The organism is Chondrinema litorale, assembly GCF_026250525.1.
Lineage (GTDB): Bacteria > Bacteroidota > Bacteroidia > Cytophagales > Flammeovirgaceae > Chondrinema > Chondrinema litorale.
In genome coordinates this window covers 246427-268751 of record NZ_CP111047.1, presented here as the reverse complement: position 1 = coordinate 268751, position 22325 = coordinate 246427, and the positions used below count along the sequence as shown (strand labels likewise).

General features: G+C 36.4%; 18 protein-coding genes. 5 read left to right on the top strand and 13 right to left on the bottom strand.

The genetic code is table 11. The features are described from left to right. Positions 1-5: 5 nt before the first annotated feature. Complete coding sequence (gene thiE, locus OQ292_RS27125; protein WP_284687229.1) at positions 6-650, top strand: thiamine phosphate synthase; 645 nt, start codon at positions 6-8, stop codon at positions 648-650. Then, positions 647-1462, top strand: coding sequence for a bifunctional hydroxymethylpyrimidine kinase/phosphomethylpyrimidine kinase (gene thiD / locus OQ292_RS27120; RefSeq protein WP_284687228.1), 816 nt, complete (start codon positions 647-649; stop codon positions 1460-1462). Before thiE ends, thiD begins: the two co-directional genes overlap by 4 nt. A 10-nt stretch (positions 1463-1472) precedes the next feature. Here the strand turns inward: thiD and OQ292_RS27115 are convergent, their stop codons facing one another. The 5 genes from OQ292_RS27115 to OQ292_RS27095 form a co-directional block, all read right to left on the bottom strand. Further along, positions 1473-3413, bottom strand: a complete 1941-nt coding sequence (locus OQ292_RS27115; RefSeq protein WP_284687227.1) for a hypothetical protein — start codon at positions 3411-3413, stop codon at positions 1473-1475. Between the two features lie 147 nt (positions 3414-3560). Further along, positions 3561-4751 (bottom strand): efflux RND transporter periplasmic adaptor subunit, encoded by a 1191-nt coding sequence (locus OQ292_RS27110; RefSeq protein WP_284687226.1) that lies wholly within the window; start codon positions 4749-4751, stop codon positions 3561-3563. Positions 4752-4763: 12 nt separating this feature from the next. Further along, positions 4764-9140 (bottom strand): CusA/CzcA family heavy metal efflux RND transporter, encoded by a 4377-nt coding sequence (locus OQ292_RS27105; protein ID WP_284687225.1) that lies wholly within the window; start codon positions 9138-9140, stop codon positions 4764-4766. Between the two features lie 73 nt (positions 9141-9213). Then, positions 9214-9579 carry a DUF6660 family protein gene (locus tag OQ292_RS27100; RefSeq protein WP_284687224.1) on the bottom strand — a complete coding sequence of 122 codons (366 nt, stop codon included), beginning with the start codon at positions 9577-9579 and terminating at the stop codon, positions 9214-9216. Positions 9580-9633: 54 nt separating this feature from the next. Then, complete coding sequence (locus OQ292_RS27095; protein ID WP_284687223.1) at positions 9634-11994, bottom strand: TonB-dependent receptor; 2361 nt, start codon at positions 11992-11994, stop codon at positions 9634-9636. 172 nt (positions 11995-12166) lie between these two features. Here OQ292_RS27095 and OQ292_RS27090 point away from each other — a divergent pair, with 172 nt between their 5' ends. From OQ292_RS27090 to OQ292_RS27080, 3 genes are all read left to right on the top strand, one after another. After that, complete coding sequence (locus tag OQ292_RS27090) at positions 12167-12733, top strand: Crp/Fnr family transcriptional regulator (protein WP_284687222.1); 567 nt, start codon at positions 12167-12169, stop codon at positions 12731-12733. 58 nt (positions 12734-12791) lie between these two features. Continuing rightward, positions 12792-13382 (top strand): peptide deformylase, encoded by a 591-nt coding sequence (gene def / locus OQ292_RS27085; RefSeq protein ID WP_284687221.1) that lies wholly within the window; start codon positions 12792-12794, stop codon positions 13380-13382. Positions 13383-13533: 151 nt separating this feature from the next. Next, on the top strand, positions 13534-14955 hold the full coding sequence (locus tag OQ292_RS27080) for a DUF4919 domain-containing protein (protein ID WP_284687220.1): 1422 nt from the start codon (positions 13534-13536) through the stop codon (positions 14953-14955). Positions 14956-15005: 50 nt separating this feature from the next. Here OQ292_RS27080 and OQ292_RS27075 read toward each other — a convergent pair whose 3' ends face one another. The 8 genes from OQ292_RS27075 to OQ292_RS27040 form a co-directional block, all read right to left on the bottom strand. After that, positions 15006-16007, bottom strand: a complete 1002-nt coding sequence (locus OQ292_RS27075; RefSeq protein ID WP_284687219.1) for a hypothetical protein — start codon at positions 16005-16007, stop codon at positions 15006-15008. Between the two features lie 229 nt (positions 16008-16236). Beyond that, complete coding sequence (locus tag OQ292_RS27070) at positions 16237-16653, bottom strand: rhodanese-like domain-containing protein (protein WP_284687218.1); 417 nt, start codon at positions 16651-16653, stop codon at positions 16237-16239. A gap of 11 nt (positions 16654-16664) precedes the next feature. Next, on the bottom strand, positions 16665-17273 hold the full coding sequence (locus OQ292_RS27065; protein WP_284687217.1) for a rhodanese-like domain-containing protein: 609 nt from the start codon (positions 17271-17273) through the stop codon (positions 16665-16667). A gap of 2 nt (positions 17274-17275) precedes the next feature. Continuing rightward, on the bottom strand, positions 17276-17878 hold the full coding sequence (locus tag OQ292_RS27060) for a YeeE/YedE thiosulfate transporter family protein (protein WP_284687216.1): 603 nt from the start codon (positions 17876-17878) through the stop codon (positions 17276-17278). Between the two features lies 1 nt (position 17879). Then, positions 17880-18413 (bottom strand): YeeE/YedE thiosulfate transporter family protein, encoded by a 534-nt coding sequence (locus OQ292_RS27055; protein WP_284687215.1) that lies wholly within the window; start codon positions 18411-18413, stop codon positions 17880-17882. A gap of 7 nt (positions 18414-18420) precedes the next feature. Further along, a complete protein-coding gene (gene nrfD / locus OQ292_RS27050) occupies positions 18421-19362 on the bottom strand; it encodes an NrfD/PsrC family molybdoenzyme membrane anchor subunit (RefSeq protein ID WP_284687214.1) in 942 nt (313 codons plus the stop codon). A 5-nt stretch (positions 19363-19367) separates the two neighbouring features. Next, positions 19368-19901 carry a 4Fe-4S dicluster domain-containing protein gene (locus tag OQ292_RS27045; protein ID WP_284687213.1) on the bottom strand — a complete coding sequence of 178 codons (534 nt, stop codon included), beginning with the start codon at positions 19899-19901 and terminating at the stop codon, positions 19368-19370. Then, positions 19898-22174, bottom strand: coding sequence for a molybdopterin-containing oxidoreductase family protein (locus tag OQ292_RS27040; protein WP_348970666.1), 2277 nt, complete (start codon positions 22172-22174; stop codon positions 19898-19900). Before OQ292_RS27040 ends, OQ292_RS27045 begins: the two co-directional genes overlap by 4 nt. Positions 22175-22325: the final 151 nt, after the last annotated feature.

The following is a 22325-nucleotide window of genomic DNA, read 5'->3' as shown; positions in this document are numbered from 1 at the left end:
ATGCTATGCATTGGAATCCAGAAAATTTACACTTGTACTTGGTAACCGATGATCGTTTCCCTAAAAGCAGAGACTTTTTATCAGTAATCGAACAAGCTGTAAAAGGTGGAGTAACAATGGTGCAATTACGCGAAAAAAATGTAAGTAATCGAGACTTTATCGCACGAGCATTTGCTTTAAAAGCACTTTTGCAACCTTTAAAAATTCCTTTGATAATTAACGACAAACTAGAAGTAGCACGGGTAATAGATGCAGATGGCATCCATGTTGGACAAGACGATTTACCGGCTGACATTGCCCGTGAAATATTAGGTGAAAATAAAATAATTGGCTTGTCTGTAGAGAACCTTGAACAAACAAACAAAGCGAACAATATGCCTATCGATTATATTGGACTTTCACCTGTATTTTCTACTAACACCAAAAATGATATTGCAAGTCCTTTGGGATTAGACGGAGTAAAAGAATTAATGAAGATAAGCAAGTTTCCTTCCGTAGCTATTGGAGGAATAAAGCCAGAAAATGCACGAAGTGTATTAACTGCTGGAGCAAATGGTTTAGCTGTAGTTTCCTACATTATGGGAGCAGAAGAACCAACTACAGCAGCTTCAGAATTTACTACAATTATAAAAGAGCATTTAAAGAAATGACGAAAACTTATGCACGTGTATTAACCATTGCCGGTAGCGATTCTGGCGGTGGAGCAGGTATTCAGGCAGATTTAAAAGCCATGTCGGCTTGTGGTGGTTATGGCATGTCTGCAATTACAGCGCTTACTGCACAAAATACAGTTGGAGTGAGAAGTATCCATTCTGTGCCTATACAAATGATTGAAGATCAGGTAAATGCGGTGATAGAAGATATTGGAGTAGATGCTGTAAAAACTGGAATGTTGCATTCATCAGAAATTATAAATACAGTAGCCAAACTGGTTAAAAAGTTTGAGTTAAAACATTTGATAGTTGATCCGGTAATGGTGGCTACTTCTGGAGATAAATTACTGCAAGATAAAGCTTTAGACACTTTAAAAAAGGAGTTAGTTCCTTTGGCAGAACTTATTACACCCAATTTGCCAGAAGCAGAAATCCTTTTGGAAGACTCGATTAGCGATAGTAGCAGTATAGAAAATGCAGCAGCTACTTTGGCTCAAAAATATGGTGTATCTGTTTTGTTAAAAGGAGGTCATTTAGAAGAAAATGAAGTGATTGATGTGTTTTATGACATAAACAAGAAAACTAGTTCGGTATATTCTGCTAGTAAAATTGATTCTAAAAACACACATGGTACAGGTTGTACTTTGTCTTCTGCCATTGCAACTTTTAGAGCCAGAGGTTTCTCTTTAGAAGAATCTGTTAAAAACGGAATCGATTATATTAGAAAAGCCATTGCAGCCGGAGCCGAATATGAATTGGGTAGTGGTTCAGGGCCAGTTAAACATTTTTACCAGACATGGAGTGATTGATTTTACCTTTTTATTTTAATGGAATTATATCGGGTTTCAGACTTCTGAAGTCGTTGAAAAGGTCTGGATCACTGGTGGTAAAATCGTAAAATAGGGCTTCTTTGTTAGCTGGAGTTTTAAGAAAATACCCTAAACTCACCTGAATGGTTTTAAAGACCAAACTCTCGTTTCGAATTCTGAAACCCACACCCACATTAGAAAAGAAATTCTTACTCTGGACTAAAAAACTATTGGTAGATAGCCAACCAAAATCTGTAAAAAAGTAGCTGGCTATTCTAAAACCATATAAGTTTTTTGGATGGAAAAACACAGATTCTGTGTTTACAACCCAAGTATTGTCGACCAGAATTTTGCCTAAATCGATGTTTCTATAGTTATCAGATAAATCTACATAAGGATTAATTTGCCTATTAATTCCTTTGGTATAAGTGCTTACCAAGAACTGCCTAAACAAAGTTCTGTTTAGGTTCATAAGTGGAGAAAAGTAAAACAAATAAGATTTAAAAACCCCTTCATTCATTTTGCGATTATGCAAGTAACCTCCCACATTGTGCTGTAAGTAGAAATAGCCATATTTAGAATAGTATTCTGCCATAGAAACCTCTAAACCTGCATAAGGTTGGTCAATGTATTCTCCAAATTCATAACCAGCATTCAACTCTAAAATATAACCAGTTGGTAAATCTTCTGTGACTCCGAAGCTGAGAATTTTAGTACTCTTCTGGAATTTCTGTCTGGTTAAAGAAAGGCCAGTGAGGTACAAAATACGATCGTGATAAAAGAGATTACTATCAACTTCTACTTGAGGGCGATCGAGAAATTTTTGAGAGAAAAGTCTTTGTGAGATGATAAAGTTCTTTCTACTTTCTTTCCCTCCAATTTGAAAAGATCTACCCACCCAAACATCTTTAGAAGAATGTTGGTAAACAGTAGTATCGAACTTGAGTAAATCGATATGTTTTTCACTCATTCGGTCAATCTCAATCCCGCCAATCCATTTATATTGAGGTGTAATAAAATTTCTTTCAGATTTGAGCTCGAAACCTTCTTGATCCCAAGTATTGTAATACTTAATATTTGTATTGAAGAAAGTACCAGCTGGGTTTGGGTTTTCGTAGGTAATTATAACTGAAGAAGCAGGAATGCGCTCATAATTATATCTATAATCAATAGTTACTTTTCTACCTGAACCCAAAAAGTTTCTCTCACCCAATTTCAAATCAAAACTATTGAAACCATTAGGTCCCCCTCCAATTATAAATGAAAATTTGTCTTGCGTAATCACGATTACATCAACTTCATCAGGATTATTTTCATTGGGAATTACAACTATCCGAGCATCTTGAATGTAGTTTAGATTTCTTATAATCCTTTCGTTATCAGCTAGTTTGGTAGGAGAGAGTAGGTCGCCGACTTTAAAAATGAGGTTTCGCTTTATTACTTTGTTGTTGGTATTTACATGGAGTTTATTAGCGAGTTTACCCAAACCAGTATCAACCAGTTGTGTAGTATCCATCACCGAACCTTCTAGTATAGGCACGCTGGTTAAAATAATGGATGAGATAATTTTACCTTTGTACTTTTCAAAAGGTGCTGTACTTTTTACTACATTATCTTCGGCATTGGTATCGCTAGGTTGATTTTTGCTTTCGCTAATCAAAAAATCATAAATCCAACTAGAAATTTTTGAGCGCTCAGACTTGGCTTTCAACGAATCGTAAAATACCTCACTCTTGCCATTATCGAGACTGGGAATGTAGATGTAATCGCCTGTATAGTAATAAATTACAGTATCACTTTTAGTAACAAAAAGCGTATCCTTGTACTCTACGAGCATGTTTTTTTTCACCAAAACACTATCTTGAAGTGTTTCAGGTTTTGGCTCCACCTGTCCGTATGTAGTAAAGTTTGCTAGTAATATGATACAGCAAATGCAGAAATAAAAGCGCACTTTTTATTAGTTAAATTCATTCTCCATTGATAGTAGAATATAAATTCTTGATCAGAAGAATTATAACAGATTAGATCTGTATTTGGTTTGATTTGTTCAACAAAGAAACACTCTCAAAAGCGATTAACTTTCGAGAGTGTTTGCTGATTAATGACTGTGTTCAGCTTCTCCTTTTTTCATTTCAGCCATAATATAATAAGCATTATTCCATGCAAACTGAATATTTTTATTTAAAGGATTGAGCGGTTTCACTTCAACCCAACCTTCATCTGTTTTTCCAGTGAGTACCTCCACAGGTTCAAATTTCCATTCATCTGTTTCTTGTTGCACAGTAAAAATATAGTACCTGCTTCCTTCACGTATTACACCGTCTTCTGGCAAAGCAAACACTCGGGCATTTTCTGTTTGTATCTTGCCTCTTACATACATACCTGGTAAAAGTAAGCCTTCTGTATTGTCGATTTCTGCATGTATTCCTACTGCTTTAGGCTCACTCTCGAAGGCTTTTCCCACAGAAAATATCGTTGCCTGCAAAGTTTTGTTTGGTAATGCCTGAATAGTAAAATTCACTTTTTGCTTATTCTTCACTTTGTAAACATCCTTTTCAAAAACCTTTAAGTCGAGGTGTATGTGTTCGATGTTTACCAGTTCAAAAAGCTCGGTTTGTGGAGAAACATACTGTCCTTTTCGCACTTTTACTTGTTGAACATAACCGCTAATTGGGCTTACAAGTGGAATTTGCTCGTAAATTTCACTATTTCTAATTTTATCCAGATTGAGATGAAGCAATTTAAGTTGCGCTTCATAGCCTTTTACTTCTCCTTTTAAAGATTGATAATCGGCTTTAGTTTTTTGAAACTCTCTTTCGGCACCTACTTTTTCAGCATAGAGTTTTTCTTGGCGCTTATATTCCTGTTCCAAATACTCTAACTGGTTCCATTGATTGATGTAATCTGATTGTAATTTGATTAAATCTGGATGGCTCATGGTTGCCAATACTTCACCTTCGCGCACTTTGTCACCGGGAATAATTTTAATACTTGTGAGGTTTCCACCGATAATTGCTGTAACAACTGCCTCTTTTTCTGGTGGAACATTTAATTGCCCATTTGCTTGCACATAATTACTGATGTTTCGCTTAGGTAAAGTATCCACTTTCATTTCTAACAAACTGAATTGTTGTTTAGAAAAATGGACTTCGTTTTCTTCATGTTCCTCTTCATGCTCATCGTGAGTGGTTTCTTCTCCGTGTTGATGTGCTTCTTCATTATGATCATTACAAGCTGAAAAACAAGTTGTTATAACCAAAAATAAAATGCTATATATGATATTTTTCATGTGATTTCTATTTTAATTTCCCGCCAAATATTCTAGTGAAATGATTGCCTGATTGTAACCGTTTAGGTTTTCCAGATAATTAAATCTGATTGAAATTGCTTGATTGAGTAATTGGAAATATTCTACATATCCGATCGCGCCATTTTCCATACTCTTTTGCGCATTTTCGATAATCAGATCAGCTTGAGAAAGTGCCTTTCCCTGATAATATTCAAGGCTACTTAAATATTTGTCTACTTCTTTTCTTTGTTGATCATACTGGCTTTTTACTACACTTTGGTAGTAATTGGCAGTTTGCTGACTAGCTTGCTCTCGCAATTTAGCAGCTTGAATGCCGGCTTTGTATGAACCAAAAAACAAGGGAATAGAAATGCCTGCTTGAATTCCTGTAAACCTATCTGATGCACTGGCAATTTCTCCATTGGAAGTTTCTGTGCCAATCATAGATTGATTGAAATAGCCAATAGAAAATTCGGGAAGCATTTTGGCAGATGCAACCTGTTGTTCTGCTTGAGCAATTTTTGATTGCTGTAGCGTATAACTAACCATCGGATTGTTGCTTTGAAGAGATGCATTTTGCAACCCAACTTTGGTGATGCTCTCCAACTCAGGTGGCTCAAAGTTGATTTCACTAGAATCGTTGAGCAATGTTTGCAGCTTACTTTCTTGAATGGCAATATCAGCTTCTATCATCTTTAGCTGATTTCTAACTTCCATCGTCTTAGTTTCACTAGCAGCCTGTTCCAGATAGCTAGTGGCTCCGGTTTCGTAGCGAAGTTTAGCCGCTCGCAAAAACTCACTATAAACAGAATCTTGAAAGAGCATTAGTTTTTTTTTCTCTTCCAGAAATGCCAGTTGGTACCAAGCCTTTTTAATATCTTTGATCAAATCGTTTTCGATCACCGCAACTTGTAATTGCTTGCTTTCTACTTTTGCATCTGCCAAATTTTTTCTTTTTGCATACACCATTGGTAATTCAAAAGATTGGTTGATGTTGATGGAAAAGTCGTTTTCGAAGCTGTTGTATTGCCCGTATTGAATTCCAAAATCTGTTTTATTTAAATTGATAGCTTCTTTTTTACCAGCTTCTTCTACTTTAATATTGGTTTTGGCTGCATGTAAATTACCATTGTTTTCTTTGGCAATTACGATGGCTTCCTCTAACTCAGATACTGTTTTTTTGTCTTGTGCTTCTACAGGTTTTGGCTGCATTAATACACATAGTAAAATCAATATCACTGTAAAGCTTGTCTTTTTGAAAATGGACAAGGTTCTAGGGTTTGACTGCCATTTTTCTACCCATCTGTATAAAATTGGTAAGGCAAACAAGGTGAGAAAAGTGGCTGTAATCATTCCACCAATTACAACTGTTGCCAACGGTCGCTGAACTTCTGCACCAGATGATGTTGAAATCGCCATTGGCAAGAAACCTAAAATATCAGTGAGTGCGGTTAGTAATATCGGTCTAATTCTTCTTTTTGCACCAGTTTCTATTCTTTCTCTCAAATCGCTTACTCCTTCTTCTTTCAGTTCGTTCCAGCCACTAACCAATACCAAACCGTTTAACACTGCTACACCAAACAACACGATAAAACCAATGCCTGCTGAAATACTAAAAGGCATATCTCTCAGCCAGAGAGAAAGTACTCCACCAATTGCTGCCAATGGAATGGCGATATAAATCATAATGGTTTGTCGGACTGATCTTAGAGCAAAGAATATAAGTACGAAAATGAGTGCCATTGCAGCAGGCACGAGCACTTGCAATCTTTTGCTAGCTCTTTCTAGATTTTCGAAAGCTCCACCATAGCGGATGTAATAGCCAGGTGGTAAATCTAATCGAGCGTCTAACCTGCGTTGGATTTCCTGAGTAACAGTCTGAATATCGTTTTCACGAACATTTACTCCCACATATACTCTACGGTTGGTATTGTCTCTACTAATCTGCATCGGCCCTTCTTCATAACTGATATCAGCCACTTCTTTAAGTGGAATTCTGTTTCCAGAAGGTAAATCGATATACAGGTTTTCTAAGTTGTCGATGTTTTTCCGATAGGTTTCATCGAGTCTTACCACCAAATCGAAGCGTTTTTCTCCTTCAAAAATCACCCCTGCTTTGCCACCTGCAAATGCCGCTTGAATCATCCTGTTAAGGTCTTCGATATTCACATTGTACTGGGCAATTTTATGGCGATTATATTTTACTGTCATTTGGGGTAGACCACTGGTGGCTTCTACTTTCATGTCGGCGACACCTGGAATTCCAGCGATAATTTTGCCCATTTCTTCTGCTTTAGAAGCCAGTAATGCCAAATCTTCACCAAACAATTTTACTGCGATATCTTCTCGAACACCTGTAATCAACTCGTTGAATCGCATCTCTATTGGCTGTGTAAACTCATAATTAATACCCGGAAGCTGTCCCAAAACTTCTTTCATGTTGGCAATGAGTTCGTCTTTGCTTTCAGCAGAAACCCATTCACTTTTAGGCTTCAGAATGAGGAAGCAGTCTCCAATATCCATAGGCATTGGGTCTGTAGGAACATCGGCTACACCAAATCTAGAAAGTGCCTGATCTATCTCGGGGAAATTTTCTAAAAGTAATTTTTCTACTTTGGTGGAGGCACTTACTGCCTGAGTAAGAGAACTACCCGGTTTTAAAATGATGTGAAATGCGATATCACCTTCATCTAATTGAGGGATAAATTCACCGCCTAATTTAAAGAAAATGAAAACGGCAAAAGCCAGAAGTGAAGCAGAAACTAGAATTACCCATTTGGCTCTTCTTAATGCCTTAGTAAGTAACTTCTCATAGAGGTTTTCTATTTTGATGACAACTTTGTCACCTAATGAAGGTTTTGCATCTTTGTTAACACGTAGAAACCATGCTGACATCATTGGCACATAGGTAAGGCAAAGAATCATTACACCTAACATGGCAAACATAAAAGTGAGTGCCATTGGCTGGAACATCTTACCTTCAACACCTTCTAAAGCCAGAATCGGAATAAATACAATGAGGATGATTAACTGACCAAAAAAGGCCGATCGCATCATTTTAGAAGAAGCTTCTATAGCTGTTTGGTTCCTAGTTTCTTTGTCTATTTCTTGATGCTTGAGTACTTTTTGGCTGAGTAGATATACACTACTTTCTACGATAATTACCGCTCCGTCTACTATGATTCCAAAGTCAATAGCCCCGAGGCTCATCAGGTTTGCCCAAACCCCAAAGGCATTCATCAGTATAAAAGCAAAGAGTAATGAAAGCGGAATGGTTGAGGCTACAATGAAACCACCACGCCAGTTTCCTAAAAGAAAAACCAGAACAAAAATCACGATTAGTGCTCCTTCAAGTAGGTTACGACTTACTGTGCTCGTTGTTTTTATAATTAAATTACTTCGGTCGAGGAATGGCTCAATTTTTACACCTTCAGGTAAAGATTTTTGAATCTCATCAATCCTTGTTATTACTTGATTAATAACATCATTAGAATTGGCACCTTTCAGCATTAATACCATTCCACCAACAGCTTCACCTTTACCATTTTTGGTGAAAGTTCCATAGCGTGGAGCACTACCAAACTGTACTTTGGCAATGTCTTTAATTGTAATTGGTATATCGTTTACATTTTTTACGACGATGTCTTCAATATCAGAAATATTTCTGGCAAGCCCTTCTCCACGGATAAAATTAGCCCTGTGTTCTTTCTCAATATAAGCTCCACCTGTGTTTTGGTTATTTTCTTGAAGAGCACTAAAAACATCAGCAATGTTTAACCCCATTGCATTTAGTTCGTCTGGATTTACTTTAACCTCGTATTGCTTAATTTTACCACCAAAAGCATTTATTTCCACCACACCGGGAATCATTGCCATTTGTCTTCTGATTATCCAGTCTTGAATAGTTCTAAGGTCAGAAGCAGAATATTTATCTTGATGGGCGCTGTCAACGTCAAGTGTATATTGATAGATTTCACCCAAACCTGTTGAAATAGGTCCCATATGTGGTTTACCAAAACCATCTGGAATGCGTTCTTCAATTTCTGGAAGTTTCTCAGAAACTAGTTGGCGTGGCAAATAGGTATCCATGCCATCTTCGAAAACAATGGTAACTACAGATAAACCGAATCGTGAAATAGAACGAATTTCGGTAACTCCCGGCAAGTTCGACATAGCCAATTCGATTGGATAAGTGACAAATTGCTCTATGTCTTCAGTACCTAAATTTGGCGCTTGGGTAATTACTTGTACCTGATTGTTTGTGATGTCAGGCACGGCATCAATTGGTATTTTTGTAATGCTCCAGATACCACCGATTATCAGCACTACCATGAGCATAGCAACAAGTAGCTTATTCTGCACAGAAAAAGCTATAATATGTTTAATCATACTATGTAGATTTAATTCATAAATATTTAGTAACAGACATAATTTTGCCTGTAGATTTTAATGTGGAATTAAATCAAGCTTTTGGTGGATGAAAGGGAGAATTTAGATGTGGATCAGGAATAAAGTTACTGTTTCTGATGTCATAATCAATAAAGTATTCAAAAGCGACCACTTCAAAAAATGGTGCTTTATGCAAAGTAACATGTGTGTGGCAACAGTGACATTGGCAAAAAGGTGAACAGTTATCTCCTGAATGATTGTGATCTGCATGCTGTTCATCTGCACACTTTCTCAATACTTCTTGATTAAATGTAGATGCATTTTGAGTTGAAGAAATGGCAACTTCTTTTTGTACAGCAGTTTCTTCTTCTTCATCTGAACATGGAAAGGTAGAAAGTGCCAAAAACCAAAAAGCCAGTAAACATGCCAATTGCTTCATATTGCAAAACTAACAAAATTTCAGCGCATAAATTTCAAAGTATCTAAAAACTTCTTAATGCAAGTCTCCAATCTTTACTCCGAAAAAGAATGTTCTTGGTCTTGCTGGTCCATATACATAATCAGAATCTCTTTGTGCACCAGTATCAAAATCTTTCTGATAACTGTTCAAAATATTTTGCATTCCTCCATTAATTTCTAAGTGTAAATGCTCTGCCAAATTGATTTTATAAGCTAATTTCAGGTTCATATCCCAGAATTGATCAGACTCATTCAATTGCATAAATCCCGATTTGCTTATCACGCGAGGAACTGTCATTGAGCCAGTGTAAGTGCCAGTAAAGTCAATGTCTAATTTTCTAATCAGCTTCCAACTCGATGTGAAATAGCCATACACATTCGGGTTTCTTAAAAATTTATCTGTTTCGATGCGGGATTCGCTCAAATTGTCACTTTCAGGCTCAAATATAACTTGGCTTTCTTTATACCTAGATTGTTGCAATGTTCCACCCACTTGGAAAAACATTTTGGCTGTTGGTGACCAGTTCAATTCAATATTTGCTCCACTTACATAAGCTCCATTTCCGTTTCTCACTTCTTCTAAAATTGATCCATTTGGTAGGGTAGAACCTGTGCTTACAATGGTAAATGGATTTTTGAGATTAGTGTAAAATCCTTCAATTAAAAAGCTCGCTTGTGTACTTGCAGTAGTTTTTGTAAAGTTTAAAGAAGCAGTATAAGCATCTGAAAGTTCTTTATCTAAATCATTACCCAAAATTACAAACTGAGGTTCGCCACCAACCGACGAAATATGTAAATCTTCATTAAAAGCTTGTGGAGCTCTAAAACCACGAGCATATCCACCTCTAAACTGGATATTTTCTTTTAGATCATAGAGAATGGTAAATCTTGGACTAAATACTCCAGTTTCCACTTCAGAACTTCTTTGCACATTCCCAACCTGATAGCTTCCTTCTACTTGCGTAAAATCGTATCTGCCACCTAGTAGAGCAGTAAATCTGTCTATTGGGCGCCATTCGTATTGTGCATAAATCCCAGATGTGTTTACCGATTGAGCAATTAAACGATTGTAACCGGGAATTTCATCATCCACTTTGCTGTATTGATTTTCAATACCAACTACGAGCATATCTTCTCCATGCATATTTCTCGAAAATTGAAAGCCTGTAACCAAAGCCAGATCGCTAGTATTTCCATATGCATTGCTGGCAATTATACTGTCTGCTGCGGTTCTGCCACCTCCTAAACCACCATAGAAACTTTCTCTTTTTGTAGTTTGAGCAGAAGTGTATACTGCATATTTACTCTTTTTATCTTTACTTAATTGGTCAAAAGACAATCCAGTAATTATGGTACTATGATCTAGCTGTTCAGTAATATCTGTGAGATGAGGGGCTAAATCTAAATTATCTCCACCGCGTCTAAATTCTTTGATTGAGCTGAATTCGAAAGTGATTTTGTTGTTTTTACCAGGTTTGTAAAAAGCTTTTGTACCCAAAGTATTATTTTCTAGTTTGGTTAATTCGCTGAAGCCATCGCCATTGGCATCATAACTATCTCTATTTCTGTGCATACTGTAAAATGTAACTCCACTTCGCTGGTCTTCTGCCACAATAGTTCCATTCAACTGCACTGTTTGGTCAGGTTCTTTCCCATCGATTAGCGAGAAATTACTTGCTACTTGCCAAGCATTTTCGACAGGTTCTTTGGTTATGATGTTGATGGTGCCGGCAATGGCATTAGAGCCATACAAAGCAGAGCCACCACTTCTCACTACTTCAATTCTTTCCACAATATTTGTCGGGATTTGATCTAAACCGTATACACTGTTAAGTGCACTAAAAACGGGTCTGCTATTAATCAAAATTTGCGAATAACCTCCTTCGAGCCCGTTTAGGCGAACTTGCGTAAAGCCACAGTTTTGGCAATTGGTTTCGACTCTTACACCCGATTGAAAGTTTAATCCTTCTGAAATTGCAACTGATTGTGTAGCACTAAAAAGCTTAGGGCTTAGCACTCCTACAACTACCGGAGATTCACTGCGATCTAGTTCATAACGAGTGCCGCTCACCACAACCTGTTCGAGATTCATTAAGTCTTCTAACAATTCAAAATTTTCTTGAATATTTGTTTTGTTATTCACTTCAATGGTTTGTTCAATCATTCGATAACCGATCATACTTACTTGTACTTTGTATGTTCCTGTAGGCACATCTGAAATTTGATATTTGCCATAAGGATCTGCTACGTCTCCTTTTCCTAAAGAGGCAATACTTACTGTGGCATAAGGCAAGGGCCCGTGCTCATCGGAAATAATTCCTGAAATACTTGCTTCTTGCGCTAAGCTTAGAAATGGCGAAAGGTATATAAGTACTAGTAAAAATATTGGTTTCATATCTATATAATTAGTCTTTCTTAATCTTGTATCTAGACTAATGTAATGATATAATTAGATAAATAAAAATATAAATTTAGGCAAGGCTAAAAAAAATAGCAATTATCATAGCTTTGCAGCTTTTAAAGCTTATTTTTTTCTAACTTTATTAGGTGAGATTTTTTTAATTTACATGGGATACATTAGAGAATATTATGAGCAGATTACAAGGTTGACAGAAGAAGAATGGCTATTTATATCGTCTTATTTTACCAAAAGAGTTTTTAAAAAAGGAGAGGTGATTACTAAAAGGGGTGATATTGAAAAGTATCTTTCTTTTATAGAATCTGGTATTGTGAGATACTATATACCAGATGTTGAAAATGAATTAACTTTCCATTTTTGTTTCGATAGAGAATTTACTTGTGCGTACGATTCTTTTCTGAGTCAAAATCCATCAGAATATGAGTTACAAGCTTTAACAAACATGGTGATGTGGAGTATAAGCAATCGTGATTTACAAATAGTATATGCTCAAACTAAAGTGGGTAATTATTTAGGAAGATTTGCTGCCGAAAATTTATATCTGGCAAAAAGTAAAAGAGAATTGGCATTATTAAAATTTACGGCCAAACAAAGGTATTTGAATCTGTTTGATGAAAATCCGGAAATTATAGAGAAGATTCCTTTGAAGTACATTGCGTCTTACATTGGAATTACGCCACAAGGCTTAAGTCGTATTCGTAAACAAATTATTTAACATAGGTTCATTGATTGGGAGTTTCATTCCACTCACATTTGTATTAAAAACTAGAAAAATGAAATTATCTATTTATGCTTATGGGCATCCAGTTTTAAGAGAGCAATCAAAAGAAATAACAAATAATGATGCTCAAGTTGCAAGCTTGATTGAGAATATGTGGGAAACTATGTACAATGCCAATGGTTGTGGATTGGCTGCAAATCAAGTTGGTGAAGCACTACAATTGTTTATAGTAGATAGTGAGCAAACTTTTGCAGAATTAAATAGAAGAGAGCGAAGAATTTTAAGTGAAAAAGGAGTAGAAAGTGTTAAGGAAACATTTATCAATGCAAAAATTTTAGAGCGATCAGATAAATCTTGGGATGAAGATGAAGGTTGTTTGAGTATTCCAGGCTTGTCTCAAAATGTGAACAGACCTTGGAGTATTACGATAGAATACTTGGATAGAAACTTCGAATTGCAACAAAAAACATTTCATGGCCCTACCGCCAGAATGATACAGCATGAGTTCGACCATACAAAAGGAGTGCTGTATCTAGATTATTTAAAACCGGTCACCCAGAAAATGATGGAAAGCAAATTGAAGAAAATTGTAAAAGGACAAGTGAAATCTAGTTACCCAATGTACTTTGTAGAATACAAATAAATATTAAAAAAGTGGTAATGAGTGAGTACTAAATCCGGTTTAATTTGTTTTTAATTATGTAACTTAGACAGAACAACAAACATAGCTAAACACTAAATAAACGGACAAATTAAACCATTTGAGCTTACTCACGCTCAATTATTACATTACCATGACAAAGTATTTTCTTCTAATAAACTTACTATTTGTAGTAGCAACTAACAGTTATTCTCAAACTAAAGAAAACCTTTTGGCAAGCGCCAAAAAATACTACGACGGAGACCAATATCGTGAAGCACTAAATCTACTCAATAAATACATTGAGAAAGACTCTTTAAATGCCGAGGTGTATAAACTTAGAGGCAATTGTTTTATGGAGTTTAATCAGAATGAAAGTGCACTGGAAGATTACCGTATGTCTGCCAAAGTAGATACCTCTTTTATAGATGCCTATTTTAATCTGGCAAATGCTTTTGAAATACTTGAAAATATTGATAGTGCAGAGCATTATTTCAGGGTTTATATTTCTAAAGCACCAAACGACCCAGAAGGTTATGTAAGACTAGGTTTGGATTTGCAAATGCAAGGTCGAGAAGATTCTGTCTTGTCTTTGTTTGAGTATGCATATGAGCTTGATACTAATAATGTTTCAACAATATACATACTTGCTCAAGAATACTTCTACCGCGAAGATTTTAAGAAAGCTATTAAATATTCTGAAAAAGGCAACACCATAGATTCATTAAATGTAGAGTTTTATATTTTAAATTCTATGTCTGAATTTAATTCGTTACATTTCAAGAAAGCCAAACAACAAGCAGACATTGTTTTGAAGTTAGATTCTCTAAATTTTGATGCATATGTATTGAGTTTAGAATCGGAAATGATGCTTAAAACCAATAAAGATGCATTCTATCTGGATGAATATTACGATTTCAAATTTGTAAATTATACATCTCCTAAACTTCAAGAAATATTGAGCACAGACTCTTTAGCAGTTTATACTGATCTTAAGAGTAAAATAAATAAAGGTGAAATTTTGTCTTTAGAAGACTATTTTAGATTCTACATTGCACAAAGAAAAGCAGACGATTACTCTCCTTATTTTACCAGTGCGAATGCACAAATTGCAGAATATTATAACAATGAGCAATTTGAAGAACTTACGGCATTTTCTGATGTTGTTTTGCAAACAAACCCACTAAGGTTGGGAGATATTTATAGAGTTGCAGTGGGCAATTATATGATGCGAAAAATGGACAACTTTAAGCGATTGTATGCAGCTTATTTTGGTACAATAGAAAGTATAGTTTCAACAGGAACAGGAGAAAATTACGATTCTGCCTATGTGGTAATGTCTACAGCAGATGAGTATATTGTTTTGAGCTATACTGGTATGCAATCAAGCCAACAAGCTTTAATGGCTAAAGATGGGCATAACTTTGATGTTTTAACTGCTGTTGACGATTATGGAGATGAACATAAAGTCTATTTCAATATTGATGTGCCCTTTGGTTCATTGAGTAGTCAATTCTCCCCAGATTCTTCTAAAAAGAAGGGCAAAAAAAAGAAGAAGAAAAAAAATAAGAAGTAGGTAAGAGCCATTTACATTTTTTGTGAATGGCTTGTTATTTCCTCTTAAAATTATTCAGCGGTATAACTCACATGATATTCTTTTGGCAATGTGTTTTCTATTTTTGCATATAAATTATCAAAGTCAAGCTGTTCAAAAACCTGCATTTCTTTTTTGATCAACTCCTTTGTATCTAAATTATATTTAACCACCAAGAAACCGACATAAGGAGAGACCATGTGTTTCTTTTCAGGAATTTTTTCTATATAAAACAGTGCATATAAATCTGTGATGTTTTCTTGATGCAGCCAAGTAAGTGGAACTCCATCTGTAAGCCTAGATTGGTTATCGGTATCTTTAACTACTTGTTTACCAAAAGTCTGGTTTACTTTTTTAACCAAGGCTGTAATCTCTGTAGTTTCTTGTCTGGAAATATGGAAAGTAAAAGAATTAAAATTTTGAGAACTTATTTCATCTGGATCATCTACATCTGGTGTAATGTACACATAAAAAGGATTGTAACTACTTTCGAGTGTGGTAAAGTAAATATTTACACTTAAATTCCAGTCTTCAGGGTAGGTCTCTAGTGCTTTGCATAAGTCTTTAGAAGCTTGCAACATAAAAGCTCTATCAACTTCAAAATCTGTTACGATGGTTATTTTGTTGTATTCAAAAACAACATTTTTAACTTGATCTCCCATTTGAGATTTAATATCTTCTTCCATTTCATAAGTTGCAATGGCTTTATTATACAGATCATTTAAAGTTGGAGGATTATCATTAAAACCATAAGAATAGAGTTTTTCTATTTTTGCATCCCAATATGTAAAGAATTGGATATCTGGATTTGCTTTATCAGCAAAAGTGATGGCAAACATATTAGGATTCATGTTTCCCTCATTAAAATGCCTAGTTATATCTGTTACATTCCAAGCATTGTTATATTGTTCTTTAATAATTTCTTCGAGTCGCTGTCTTACAATTTTCTTAGACATAAACTTGCTCGAAATATAGATATATGCTAAAGCCGAGAGCGCAAGAAATACTCCTAATGCAATGATTTTAAAACTCATTTTTTATTTCTTATGGATTAATGGAGTGTAAATATAGTAGTGATTTTATCGCATTTACCAATTTTTGCTTATAGAACTTTTAGATTATAAATAGAAAGAAAATTTGGAGATAGGTGAGTTTTATAATAATTAATTTTTCAATAGAATGATATTCAATTACTTAAGATTATAAAAAAAGATTCGCCATTGAAAAATCAGGGCGAATCTTGATATAACCGAAACGAAAGAATTATAATCTGCTAGTAGGTAGTAATTCCACAACATATAAATTTTTGTATCCTAATTGCGTAAGTAGCATCCAAGCTTCGTTGGCTTTTACTTGGTCGTGTGCCTGTATCAGCTTTGGAGTTTCACTTGCAAATAGGTTTTTGTATTCTTCATTTAATATCTCAGAAAGCGGAATATTTACTGCTTTTTCTTGATGATCTATATTGAAAAACTTAGGCTCTCTTAAATCAATCAAAACGGGATTTTGAAAGTTGTTTAATTTTTTCTGATCGATGGTGTAATTGGTAGCTCTTGCAATTAATTGCATTTCTTTTGCGCTCAATTTCAGCTTACTTCTATCAGCATAATGCGATATTATAATTAGAAAACCGAAGATCGATATAATGATAATTGCCAGAGGTTTTATGGATGATTTCATGATGATAATTTTTAACTACAACCACCTTGTACTTTTTTCTTTTTCTTGCCTTGAATTGGTGCAATAGGTGTAAATGTGGCTTTTGGTAAAGATTGTGCACCGGTAAAAAACTGTCTGGCAGCCATGCGTTTTTGATAAAGATCAAACTCATCTTGCGAAGCTGTTTGCTTCGGATATTGCGGATCGAGAATGTCTTTTTTCCATGCTTGTAGCCCACCTTTTAGCAAGTAATTATTGGCATAACCTAGCTGTTTGGTTATCATCCAGACTTGGGTAGCTGTTTCATCATCCAGACCATAAATCACATTTTTCATAATATTCTGATCGAACATATACGTATAGTTTTCACTAAAAATGCTATCTATCGGAATATTAATGGCTCTTGGCAAAGGGTCTTTAAATTCGCTAATCGGTCTCACATCTATTAATTGCACAGAAGGATCACCACTAATTAAAAGTTGAGCCAGTTCATCCACAGAAATGTAATTGGTTTCCAACAACATTTCTTGTAGTAATTCTCTTTCGTTTAGCTGGATAGAATCGTTTTTTCTGCCGGGTAAAATAGCAGCTATTAATCCCATTGCCAGAATAATTACCGAAAATATCTCTCTACTTTTCATCTTTATAATTCTTTAGATATATCTGGTCTCTTAAATTTTTTCTCTGCCCATTCGCCAACCCAAAACATGAGTACTGCTGCCGCAATTACCAAGAACACCATTAATCCATCTGAAATACCCAGTACGGTAGAAAGCTTAATGCCGCCTAGATAATTGATGTTATAGACATTTTCCCACCAACTATAAGTTTCTCCAAATAAAAATATGCCGATTAAAGAACCTCCGAGGTAAGCCATGGCATCTATTTTACCAATGGCAGCTGCACAAACACTGGTTCCGGGGCAAAAACCTCCAACGATAAAACCCACACCCATAATTACTCCACCAATAATTGCTGAGTTAATGTAATATTCATTTACATAGACAATACCCATGTCGATCATCTCAAAGTAATTGAGAAATACTAGGCCGATCATGGCTACTATGGCAGCGGTAAAAAATACTTTGAGCACGGTGGTATCGTAACCGTAAAACATGCCCGCCAACTTTCTGCTAGATGAGAAGCCAGCTTGCTCTAATGCGAAACCGAAACCTATGCCAATGATAAAGGCAATGAGGAAATTCAGTTCTTGAGATATTTCGTAAACAGGTATAACAGGTCCCATATCAAATCCAGTTTTTTCTAAAGAAATAAGCCACCAAATAGGCAGTGCCGAAAATGGCGATCATGGTTACAAAGCCGGCTAGAGAAAGCGTTGCCATGCCACTTAATGCTGCACCACTGGTACAGCCTCTACCAAATTGAGAACCGAAGCCAAACAATGCTCCACCCGCTAACGCCATTAAAATTCTGCGTTTTTTAGTGATTACAGGTGCGTGTTCAGTTTTTAGTTTTAATCTGCCAGACAAAGCACCAGAAAGAAATCCACCTACTAACACTCCTAATACCTGAAATACCAACCAACTATTCATCGGATTTTTACCATCACTAATGTATTTACTATAAAAGTGTGAGTTTTCTGCTTTTTCGTGGCTGGCAGTATTCACTGTTGTTACAACTACACTCTTCATAGCGCCACTGGCTCCCAAACCTCTACCGGTAAGATAGAATGAAAGTAGTAACACCAAACCAAGTATAATCCCCGCCATGTAGGGGTTCATATACTTGTGTTTTCCGGTTATATAATTTTGATGTGACATAATTTTATTAATATAAATACCTGCTTGCCTGACCGGCATAAACGATGATGAATCGAAGCATTACATTGCCAAAGAGAATAAGCGCTACGGGGATAATTACTGGAATTTTCTGTCCTTTTAATTCTAGATATTCAAGTAGCGCAGGAACTAACATGCCAATGAATACAACAAATATCCAGAAAGGAAGGGTGTAGCTACCACCAAGAAAGAGTTGTGCGGCTTCAATCTGAACTTGTGTACTTGCCAAAAAGCCCATAAACATGTGGATGATGAAGAACAACTCAACCCCGATAATAATGAGATCTATCCGACTGAAAAACTTTCGTTCTATTTCGCTTTTTGTGAGTGCTACAATTACTGCTGCTCCTGCTGAAAGTCCCGAAGCCAAAAACAATGGACCGAGAATGGAAGTATTCCATAGCGGACGAGCATTAAAAGCAGAAAGCAAGATACCTGTATAAATACCAAGTATGGCTGAATAGGAAACCATAATCCATGCAAGTACTTTTCTGTATTTGATAAAGAAGTTTTCTAGCTGATAGAGAAACTTGAATTTCCAATCCCAGTTAGGGTAAATATCTCGAATAAAGGTAGCACACCAGATAATGGATAGTGGTGTAATTACCATCAATGTCCATGCTCCCCAAGACATAGGAGATTGTAGTTTTATGGTAGTGTACAATCGCCAGAAATACAGTTTATGATGCAGGTCTAAAAAGAGAGCACCTAAACCCAAAACCAATAATATTGGTGCGAATAAAGGTGCCCATTTAACCGTAGCAGTATAGTCATTTTCTTTTCCTCTTAGATAAGAGAGTGATGCAAAAAACAGTAAACCTGCTGCCAATCCACCAGCAAACAAATAGAATGCGATTTCCCAACCCCAAATGTGGAGCAAAGGGTCTACTTTTTCATTCAATCTACCGCTTATAATAATTTCTTCTTCCATGATCTTTAAATTAAAAAGTACAATTGCGGATCGGTACCGGCTTCTGTTTTAAGCCTTTTATATTTTCTTTCTTTAATTTTTCTTGAAACATCGCTGTTTGGGTCGTCCAAATCGCCGAAGTATAGGCAATGAGTAGGGCAGACCTCCACACAGGCTGGCTGTTCTCCTTTTCTCACTTTATGGATGCAGAATGTACATTTATCCACATAGCCATCTGGGTGTGGATAGCGCGCATCATATGGGCATGAGGCTATGCAAGCACCACAGCCTATACATTTTTCAGCAGTTACTAAAACAACTCCTCCTTCTTCGATGTGGCTGGCACCTGTTGGACAACAACGCACACAAGGTGCATTGGCGCAGTGGTGGCATCTTTCGGAGCGAAACTCCAGTGTGAGATCAGGATAAGTACCACTGGTTGTTTCTACAATCCAGTCGCGGCAATAGCCAATGGGCACTTTGTTTTCGAGTTGGCATGCTACAACACAGTCGCTACAGCCAACACATTTTTTAGTATCGATAGCCATTGCATATCTCATGACTCAACAGTTTTTTCAGTTTCAGATGCTTCTTTTTCAGGTAATTTTGTGAGTAGAGTTACAAAATTCGACCTCATACCTGTGCCACCCATAATCGGGTCAATCTTTACATTGCTAATCAATTCTGTATCGCTTGCTCCTTTGCCAAATGCTCTTGTTAATTTCTTGTTGCTATGCCCGAAACCATGTGCCATGTAGACAGAGTCCCAACGGATACGCTCAGTAATTCTTACTTTAATGGAGAATGTAGAAATGATTTCATCCTGATTTTTTAACCAGACATATTGCCCGTTTTTAATTCCCCATTGTTTAGCCACTTTCGGGTTTACCCAAAGCTCGTTTTCTGGCATAATGTCTACCAGATTCGGGTTGTTAGATGTTCTACTGAAAGTGTGTGCCGGAGCTCTTCCGTAATTGAGTCGGTAAAAACCGGCAGGAGGCTGCTCATGTGGTGTATAAACTGGCATTGGATCGAATCCATTATTTGCCATTTCTGTAGAATAGAGTTCTATTTTACCTGTGTTGGTATTGAATTCGAAATCTTGTCCGTCAATCAGGTATAAATCATCATACTCTCTTTTAAATTTCTTTACACCAATTTTCTGCATCTCAGCCAGTGAGCTGCCAATTTGTTTTAATTCCCAGTCGAGTACTTCTTCAATATCTTTGTATTGGAAATAAGCATCTAAGCCTAATTCTTTGCCTAGTTCTTTGGCTATCCACCAGTCTGGTTTCGAATTGTATTTTGGTTCAGTTGCTGGCATTCTCAGTGAAATTACCGGCTCACGATGCGGCGAATTTCTAATCGCATCATACCTTTCTAAATAAGTACATTCTGGTAAAATAACATCAGCATAACCTGTTATCTCCATTGGCATGGTATCAATCACCACCAATAGTTCTAGTGCTTCAATGGCTGCTAAAGTTTTCTTTTGATCTGGAAGTGTATGAATGAGGTTTGTTCCATTTACTATCCAACCTTTAAAGTTGCAAGCTGCTTCTGGTGAAGGAATTGTTGCATCACAGATACCATTAGAAACTATTTCGGTTGCCAGATTGTACTTACCCGGCATTAAATCTCGCCAAGTTTTTTTAGGCTCAGGATAAGGTGGATGTGGAAAATCGGGGACGCTCACTTTATCTGGAAAGTAAAAGCCGCCCCGTCTTCCCCATGAGCCTAAAAGGGCATTTAAAATCGCTACTGCCCTTAATCTTTGGGTATCATCGCCATACCAAGTTACGTGTCTACCAGGGTGAATAATAACTGCTGGGGCAGCATTAGCCATTTCTCTGGCAGTTTCTCTAATGGTTTTTGGTTCGATACTGGTAATGCCATACGCCCACTCAGGAGTGTATGTTTGTATATGTGTTGTTAATTGATCAAAGCCAAAAGTATATTTTTCTACATAAGGTTTGTCGTACCATTCTTCGGTAATAATCACATTAATCCATGCCAATAAGAGCGCCATGTCTGTGGATGGTTTAATGGGTAGCCAGAATTTAGATTTACTGGCCGCAGTGGAAAACCTTGGATCAACAGTAATAATGGTAGCACCTTTATCAATCGCCTCAGACATTTCTTGCACTTGCCCGTTGTGCATGTTTTCACCAATATGAGAGCCGATTAAAACCAAACATCTGGTATCTCTAATATCGGTACGCTCTGGTGAAAGTACACCTTCGCCAAAAGTAGAATAGAAAGCCACTTCTCTAGGACCGCGACATTGTGCAAAAGAAGGAGCTGTAATGTGAGGAGAACCATAAGCTTTAAGCATATGGCCAAGAAATTTACCGCCAGAACCGTGGGTAAAAAGTGCCATACATTCTGGACCATATTTTTCTTTAATGGCTTTCATTTTATCGCCGATTACTTTGAAAGCCTCTTCCCAACTAGCTTCTTTAAAAACCTGTTTCCCGTTTTCTTCTACTCTAATTAATGGTTGTTTCAATCGATCTTCGTCGTAGTACATTCCCACACCGCCTGTACCTCTTGGGCAAAGCCTACCATTGCAATGAGGATCGTCTTTATGACCTTCAATTTTCCAGATTTCTCCATCTTCGTTTTTAGTAACCCAACCTGCGCATTTCCAGAAACATATTTCACAATAGGTGGGGGTTCTCTCTAAAAAAGTTGGGGCTGGAACAGATTGATTTAGAATACTACCTGAAGCCCAATCAAACAAAGAACCAGTGAGGGTACTAGCTCCGATTGCTGCTGCGCCTACCGCTGTGCCTGATATTTTTATAAATTCTCGTCTGTTGGTCTTCATCATCTTTAAATTTTCCTCTACTAAATTATTTTATGAGATGATGAAAGAGTATGATGGAGGTCATATTAAATGTTGATATTTACATATGTTCATTTTAATGATTTAAATTGCTTTAATTGTATATAGATAGAATTTCTATATACAATTCCTGCCT